General features: G+C 35.8%; 3 protein-coding genes. All 3 read left to right on the top strand.

The window, feature by feature from the left end; translation table 11 throughout:
• Positions 1–415: 415 nt before the first annotated feature.
• Complete coding sequence (mutS, locus tag M0P98_08810; GenBank protein ID MCK9266949.1) at positions 416–2,992, top strand: DNA mismatch repair protein MutS; 2,577 nt, start codon at positions 416–418, stop codon at positions 2,990–2,992.
• On the top strand, positions 2,979–4,700 hold the full coding sequence (gene mutL / locus M0P98_08805; protein MCK9266948.1) for a DNA mismatch repair endonuclease MutL: 1,722 nt from the start codon (positions 2,979–2,981) through the stop codon (positions 4,698–4,700). Before mutS ends, mutL begins: the two co-directional genes overlap by 14 nt.
• Before the next feature lie 340 nt (positions 4,701–5,040).
• Entirely contained in the window at positions 5,041–6,420 is a 1,380-nt protein-coding gene (purF, locus tag M0P98_08800) for an amidophosphoribosyltransferase (protein ID MCK9266947.1), read from the top strand.
• Positions 6,421–6,792: the final 372 nt, after the last annotated feature.

Raw genomic sequence — 6,792 nt, 5'->3', positions numbered from 1 at the left:
CGCTTTTTGTCGTTGCGAAGGAACGCTTTGTGTGACTGCGGCAATCCTCGTTTTTATCCTATACACTATTGTTTACCCCCATTCCTTTTTCGCCTTCGGCGGGATTGCCACGCTAAGAGGCGCTCGCAAAGACGGAATGGGGGGGCTGTTAACAAAAGGTTCAAGCCTTTTGTTCCCCTACTCTGAGCCTGTTAAGCCCTTCGGAGACGCTCTTTATGCAGAAGGGTGAGTTCTCAGAGTGCCCGATTGTGGCGTAGAAGGTGTATGCACCGTAGTACCAGAGTGAGTAGATACACCCCATACTTTTTTACCACTTATATTCTAATATAACTTGTAACTTTTTTAATGTCAAAGATTTCTTTATAAAAAGACAAAAATATGGTATAATATTTTAGTTATGGAGAACCTTACCCCTATGCTTAAACAATATAAAAAAATAAAAGACGAACACCCTGATTATATACTCTTTTTCAGATTAGGTGACTTTTATGAGATGTTTTACGAAGACGCTAAAGTTGCTTCAGGTATATTGGACCTTGTTTTAACTGCAAGGAGTGCTGGCGCATCAGGAAAAGCTCCTATGTGTGGTATTCCTTACCATTCTGCAGATTCATATATCTCTAAACTTATAAAAGCAGGAAAAAAAGTCGCTATATGTGAACAGGTTGAAGACGCCTCATCTGCAAAAGGAATAGTCAACAGAGAGGTTGTTCGACTTATCACAACAGGCACCTTTATAGACGATAATACTACCGATACCAGATACCTGTTATCTTTATATCCAACCCAACAAAATGTAGGTATTTCATTTATAGATTCTGAAGGCGGTACAATACGCACCTGCGAAGTTAAAGATATAGGTAAAGTTGCTGAGATAATTTCAAGATTAAGTGTATATGAAACTATTTTCCCTGCTTCAAAAAGAGAGTTTACGGAAAACTTTTTTAATACCAACTCAGCCCTTGCTTCAAAAAAAATCACTTTAACAGAATGTGAAGATTGGATTTACAACCTTGACATATCCAAGCAGAATTTATGCAACCATTTCAAAACGGGAAATTTAAGCGGTTTTGGGATAGAAGACAAACCTCTTGCAATAAGAAGTTCTGGGGCTTTACTTGAATATCTCAAAGAGGTAAACAAAAAACCTCTTACTCATATAAATACGCTTTCTCTATATACAGACAACCAGTATCTTTATATATCTCCAGCAGCGACTTATGGCCTTGAACTAAACAAACTTATAGGTATTCTGGATAAGACCTCAACCCCTATGGGCAAGAGAACACTCAAATTTTGGTTACACCATCCTTCACTAAATATTAAAGAAATAAAAGAAAGGCAGGAAGGCGTAAAAACTATAATAGACAATACTAACCTAAAGACATCTTTAATAGAAACTTTACAAAGTATTGGTGATGTAGAAAAATCTATATCAAGAATAAGTTGCGGGTATACTGGTATAGTTAAGGATATTATTAGTATAAAAACGTTGCTCGAGAAAATACCTTTACTTAAAGAACTTCTAAAAACAGAAGAGAAAAATAACAAACTTTTTTCCCTTCCTGATATACCAGAACTCCGTGAATTTCTTGATATGATAGTATCTTCTGATATATCACCTTCTTCCTATGAGGGTAGATTTGTAAAAAAAGGTTATGATGCACAGATGGATGAGTTAAGAGGTTTAAGAGATAATATAAAAGAATGGCTACGCAACCTACAAAAAGAAGAAATCAAAAGAACAGGTATAAACTCTTTAAAAATAGGTTTTAACAAGGTTTTTGGGTACTATATTGAGGTTACTAGGAGTTATCTTTCACTCGTCCCAGAAAATTATATAAGAAAACAGACCCTTGTGAACGGAGAAAGGTTTATAACTCCTCAACTTAAAGAATTTGAAGAAAAAATTCTTACAGCGGAAGATAAAATACTTGAAATAGAAAACAAGGTAATAGAATTGGTGCGAGAAGAAATCCTTAAAAACTCAAAACTTCTTTACTCAATAACCGAATCTGTTGGAGTTGTTGATACTCTGTGCTCTTTTGCATCTAACGCTATAGAAAACAATTATATAAGACCTGACATAAACGAGGGTATGGACATTATCATAAAGAACGGAAGACACCCTGTGGTAGAAAAATTGATAGACGATTTTTTTACTTCCAACGATACCCTACTTGATAATAAAAAGAACCATTTCCTTATAATTACTGGACCTAATATGTCAGGAAAATCTACATATATTAGGCAGGTGGCTATAATTGTAATTATGGCACAAGCGGGCAGTTTTACACCTGCAGAAGAAGCAAAAATTGGGCTTGTAGATAAAGTTTTTACTCGTATAGGTGCTCACGATGAAATAAGTAAGGGGCATAGCACATTTATGGTTGAGATGACAGAAACCGCTGAGATACTTAACAATCTTTCAAAAAGAAGTTTAATAATATTGGATGAGATAGGTAGAGGAACAAGTACTTACGATGGGTTTTCTCTTGCGTGGGCTATATCTGAGCATATAACAAAAACTCAAGCAAGAACCCTTTTTGCAACACATTTTCATGAACTTACAGGGCTGGCTCAAAAAAATCAGGGTGTAAAAAACTATAATGTAGCTGTAAGTGAAAGTAGTAGCGGAGTTTCTTTCCTACACAAAATTATGCCAGGTGGAACAGACCAAAGTTATGGAATTTATGTGGCACAACTTGCAGGGGTGCCAGCAAATGTTTTAAGTAGAGCTAATGAAATTCTTTCAAAACTTGAACTTCAGGGAACATTGCAGGAGAGCATCATTGGAGAGATTAACATTGATACACCTTCTCTATTCGAAGAGAAAGAAGTGTCGCCATACAAAGAACTGAAAGAAAAGATAGATACACTTAAAGATGTAAAAGATAAAATACTTGCTATAAACATAGAAAACACTACACCTTTAGAGGTTAGTTTAAAACTTCAGAAGATACAAAAAGAGATACAAAATGGGAAAAATTAATGTTTTACCAGATAAACTTATAAGTAAAATTGCAGCAGGAGAAGTTGTAGAAAGACCTGCTTCAGTTGTAAAAGAGTGCCTTGAAAACTCCCTTGATGCAAACTCTAATAGTATAATAGTTGATATACAAAAAGCAGGGAAGGAATTAATATCTATAAGAGATGACGGTGATGGTATAGAACCAGACGATATAGACAAACTGTTTTATAGACATTCCACAAGCAAACTTAAAAATATAGAAGACCTTTACAAAATATCTTCTCTTGGCTTTCGAGGTGAAGCACTATATAGCATTGGAGCTGTTGCAGATGTTATACTAAAAAGCAGACATAAGGACAACTCCCAAACAGGTAAAGAAATACATATGAGAGGCGGAGAAAAAATAAAAGTAAGAGATATTGGGCATCCTATAGGAACAACAATAGAGATAAGAGAACTCTTTTTTAATACACCTGCAAGAAAAAAATTTCTTAAGACAGATTCGACAGAGTTCCGACAAATAGTAAACATATTTACTCCCTACTGCCTACTTTATTTTGATAAAAAATTTTCTTTAACACATAATAATAGAAAAATTCTAAATTATAACCCAGTTAGAGAAGATATTTTAAGGATATCTGAGGTCCTTAATGCAAATAAAGAAAATATCATTACAGCAGAAAAAAAGTTTATGAAAGAAGGGTTTTCTTGTAAAGTTTTCCTTGGGGATATAAACCTTCAAAGACCCCGCAGGGACCAGCAATTTATTTTTGTAAATAACAGACCTGTATATTGTCAATCTGTATCATACTCTGTAAATCAAGTTTATAGGAGTTTATTGCCAAGGGATGTTTATCCAATATTTGTTATATATATCAACCTACCTTATGTAGATGTTGATGCCAACATACACCCTTCCAAAAAAGAGGTCAAACTAAAAAATGACCTAACCATATCCTCTGCTATATCTCGCTTTACGTTTGAGTTGCTTGCAACTAAAGGAAAGGTTGCAGAAGTTAAAAGAGAAGATACACATTTTTCTCAAGAAAGTTCTGTTTTTTTAAAAAGTAGACCTATCTCAGACAATATTCAAGAACAGGTCTTTTTAAATGATAAAACACAATTTAAACACAACGAAGAAACTTGTGAGCACTTACAACCAACAACTATACAGCAAAAACTAAAAGAAGCTAACTATATAGGTTCTTATAAAAATAAATACCTTTTTTTTGAATCAGGTGACACTCTACTTTTAATAGACCAGCACGCAGCACACGAAAGGGTAAATTATGAAAAACTTAAAGACCAGTTTGAAACTGGTAGTGTAGAGGTCCAACAACTTCTAAGCCCTATGATTTTAAAACTTAATATAGAAGAGATGACTCTATGGGAAGAAAGTAATACAAAACTGGAGGAGATAGGTTTTTTAACTACACGTTGGGACTCAAACTCTATAGCTCTACACGGTTTTCCTCAACTGATAAGAAATCCTGAAATATCTGTAAGAAATCTCCTTGCAGAAAAACAGGTGAAGATGCTTAGTGAAGAACAACTTGCAAGAAGAGCGTGTAGAGGCTCTGTTTTAGCAGGAGAAAGACTAAATGAAGTTGAGGCTGTTCATATTAAAAATTCTCTATTAAAATGTAAAGTACCTTTTGTTTGTCCACACGGAAGACCTACTGTTGTTGAGTTTTCAGAAAGTTTTCTTGACAGACAATTCTTAAGGTGAAAGTTGTCACCTTCTTGCCTTCTACCCCAAGGGGAGAAGGATCAAGGATGAGGGGGGTAGTTGTCATTGCGAGTGAATATTAAGCAAGCACCCCCATTCCGTCTTTTGTAGTTAGTCTTGCGAGTTTTACTCGCCGAAGCCTTGGCGTAGGAGGGGTTTCGTAACGTCGCAATCCCTTAGAAAGCATTCGGGCTAAAACGCTCCTCGCAACGCCACAAAACGGAACAAGGCAAGGTTACTGAAACAAGTTCATGATGACAGGGTGGGCGGATATAAGGCATCAAGAATATGGAGGGGCTGTTAGCAAACAAGCAAAAAACGTTGAATAAAGGAATACAAAATGGAACTAAAAGAAAATTGCGGTATAGCGGCAGTATATGGTAACAAGAAGACAGCAGAAATCCTATACACTGCTCTTTTTTCTCTACAACACAGAGGGCAAGAGAGTTGTGGAATACTTACAGGAAACAGCAAAACTTCTACAAGTGAGAGAAGTATGGGGCTTGTATCAAACGCCTTTTCAACATCTACCATTAAGGCATTAAAAGGTAGTTATGGGATAGGACACGTTAGATATTCTACCACAGGCAGTTCTTCATCTAAAAATATACAACCCTTTATAGCAGAATATAAAGGTAAAACTTATGGGATTGCTCATAACGGCAACCTTGTCAATAGTATTTCCTTAAGGAAACTTCTTGAAGAAAAAGGAAGTATTTTTCAAACCACCCTCGACACAGAAATTATTATGCACCTTATTACTATGTCACGTAAAAAAACTTTTCTTGAAAAACTGCTTGATATATTACCTCAAATAAAAGGTGCTTTTTCTCTTGTTTTCTTCTCACCTGATGGTATTGTTGCAGTTAAAGACCCTTGGAGTTTTAGACCTCTTTGCCTTGGGAAACTTGATAACGGATATATTGTTGCTTCTGAGAGTTGTGCTTTCGATTTTGTAGGCGCTAAATATGTAAGAGAATTAAACCCAGGTGAAATACTTCTTATCAACAAGAACGGTTTAAAAAGTATTTATCAAGAGAAACAGAATAGAGTAGCAAGATGTATTTTTGAATTTATATACTTTGCAAGACCAGATAGTAAAATCTTTGGAGAAAGCGTATATTACGCTCGTAAGAGGATTGGCGAGAACCTTGCAGATGAATTTCCATATAAAGGAGATATTGTTATACCTATACCAGATTCAGGTAATATTGCTGCTTTAGGGTTTTCTCAAAGAAAAAAAATGCCATTTGAGATGGGTATAGTTAGAAACCATTATATAGGCAGAACATTTATACAACCTTTTCAGGAGTCACGAGAAAAGAGTGTTAAAATAAAACTCAACCCAATAAAAGAAGTCATCAAAGATAAAAGCGTAATTGTTATTGAGGATTCAATAGTTAGAGGGACAACAAGCAGACTAAGAATTGAAAATATTAGAGAAGCAGGTGCTAAAAAGATTTATATGGCTGTTAGTTGTCCACCCATTAAATATCCTTGTTTTTATGGGATAGATTTCCCCAATAAAGCAGAACTTATAGCAGGTAAAAACTCTGTTAAAGAGATTGAAAAAATTATTGGTGTTGATGGTTTGCATTATATTAGTTTAGAGCAGATGCTCTCTTCTTTGAACCTACCTAGTGAAGAATTCTGCACTGCATGTTTTACAGGCAAATATCCTATCAATTGCTCAGAAAAGTGCTATAAACCACAGCAGTAGCGAGTGCACAATCCTCTACCCCGTCCACTTTGTCACCTATGGGGCGGTAATAAAACCGAGATTCCGGATCAAGTCCGGAATGACATACAGAGGGATCACCTCTTTTATTTTCAACTTATACGAAGGTCAGACCTCCGCAAACAACACCGAGGACCGACCTTCATAACATTCGACGTGTAAAACTTGCAAAGATGGAATGGGGGGGCTTTGCCTTCTCCCCGCCAACTTTACCATCCTAACGCCCCAGTCTGTCATCTATGAAAAAGTATGTCAAGAGATAATACTCTCCCTGCGGCACATTATGCCATTGATTGCATACTTCCTTCTCAGGTAAAGCTATAAGGCGTATTGGAACATTCACACTATTGTTTT

Source organism: bacterium, from assembly GCA_023230585.1.
Taxonomy (GTDB): domain Bacteria; phylum Ratteibacteria; class UBA8468; order B48-G9; family JAFGKM01; genus JALNXB01.
Note: the sequence above shows the minus strand (reverse complement) of the source record. Positions and strands in the feature narration are given on the sequence as shown.